Raw genomic sequence first — 1788 nt, 5'->3', positions numbered from 1 at the left:
CCCCCGCCACCGCAACGACCGAGGCGCGGCCATCCTGGAGTTCGCCGGCTTCCTCCCCATCCTCCTCCTCGTGGCCATGGCCGCGATCCAACTCGGCCTCATCGGCTACGGCATCAGCCAGGCCGGCTCAGCCGCGAGGGCGGCGGCCCGCGCCGAGTCCCTCGGCAACGACGGCGTCGCAGCGGGCCAGGCCGCGGCGAGCGGCTGGCTGGACCCGGAGGTGAGCCCGAACCAGGGCCCCGACACCACCACCGCCACAGTCGTCGTCACGGTCCCCTCCGTGATTCCCCTCTTCGACCCGGTCTCCCTCGAACGCACAGCGACGATGCCGAACGACGAGGACGAAGACTGACCAGAAGCCCCCACGCCACCCAAGCACCAGCCCCCAGAGAGGAGTTGACGAAGAGATGAGCCTGCGATCCCGTATCGCCGCCCCCGACGAGGGGGGAACCGGACGCGAGGACGGACACCTCGTGGCCGTCTACCGCGCCAAGCTCCTCGAAGAGATCGACCTCGCCGAGATGTCGGCCCTGACGGCGGCCGACCGCCGAGCCCGCCTGGAACGCGTCCTCGGCCACATCATCAGCCGGGAAGGCCCGGTCCTCTCCTCCGCGGAACGCTCCCAGCTGATCCGCAGAGTCGTCGACGAGGCCCTCGGCCTGGGCGTCCTGGAGCCCCTCCTCGCCGACGCCTCCGTCACCGAGATCATGGTCAACGGCCCCGACTCGATCTTCGTGGAGCGAGCCGGCCGCGTGGAACAGCTCCCGCTCCGCTTCGCCTCCACGGACCAGCTGATGCAGACGATCGAACGCATCGTCTCCACGGTCAACCGCCGCGTCGACGAGTCGAACCCCATGGTCGACGCCCGCCTCCCCACCGGCGAACGCGTCAACGTCATCATCCCCCCGCTCGCCCTGACCGGCCCGACCCTCACGATCCGCCGCTTCCCGAGGGCGTACACGCTCCCGGAGCTGATAGGCCTCGGCTCCCTCGACGAGCAGATGCTGATGCTGCTGGCCGCGTTCGTCCGGGCCCGCTTCAACGTGATCGTCAGCGGCGGTACCGGCACCGGCAAGACGACCCTCCTCAACGCGCTCTCGGGCCTGATCCCGCCCCGAGAGCGCATCATCACGATCGAGGACTCGGCCGAACTCCAGCTCCAGCAGGACCACGTCATCCGCCTGGAGTCGAGGCCGCCCAACATCGAGGGCAAGGGCCAGATCACCATCCGCGACCTGGTCCGCAACTCCCTGCGTATGCGCCCGGACCGCATCATCGTGGGTGAGGTCCGCGGCGGCGAGACCCTGGACATGCTCCAGGCGATGTCGACGGGCCATGACGGTTCGCTCGCGACGGTGCACGCCAACTCGGCCGAGGACGCGCTGATGAGGCTGCAGACCCTCGGTTCGATGTCCGAGGTCCTGATCCCCTTCGAGGCGCTGAAGGACCAGATCAACTCGGCGGTGGACGTCGTCGTCCAGCTGACCCGCTTCGCCGACGGCTCCCGCAAGATCACGGAGATCGCGCTGCTCGTCTCGCACGGCCGGGAGCAGTTCCGCATCGCCACCGTCTCCCGCTTCGCCCCGGACCCCCTGGGCGCCGACCGCGTCGTCCACGGCCGCTTCGAGCACCTGCCGATCCCCCGCCCCGTGGCGGAGAAGCTGTACGTGGCGAACGAGCCGCTGCCCCCCGCGTACGGCGTGGCGGAGGCCATTGACGTACTCCACACGAGGCAGGCCATCGGATGAAGCCCCGCACCGGCCCCACACCTCGCACCGGCCCCACGCC

At 70.1% G+C, this 1788-nt stretch carries 2 protein-coding genes; both read left to right on the top strand.

Annotated elements, in window-relative coordinates:
• A partial coding sequence (locus AOK23_RS43850) for a TadE family protein (protein WP_055717911.1) occupies nt 1-352 on the top strand: 352 nt, incomplete at its 5' end.
• Between the two features lie 55 nt (nt 353-407).
• Nucleotides 408-1748, top strand: coding sequence for a TadA family conjugal transfer-associated ATPase (locus AOK23_RS43845; RefSeq protein ID WP_055717910.1), 1341 nt, complete (start codon nt 408-410; stop codon nt 1746-1748).
• The last annotated feature ends 40 nt before the right edge of the window (nt 1749-1788 follow it).

The sequence above is a fragment of the Streptomyces torulosus genome, from assembly GCF_001419765.1.
In the GTDB taxonomy this organism is placed as follows: Bacteria; Actinomycetota; Actinomycetes; order Streptomycetales; family Streptomycetaceae; genus Streptomyces; species Streptomyces torulosus.
The sequence above is the reverse complement of the archived record's forward strand: the minus strand, read 5'-3'. Positions and strand labels throughout refer to the sequence as shown.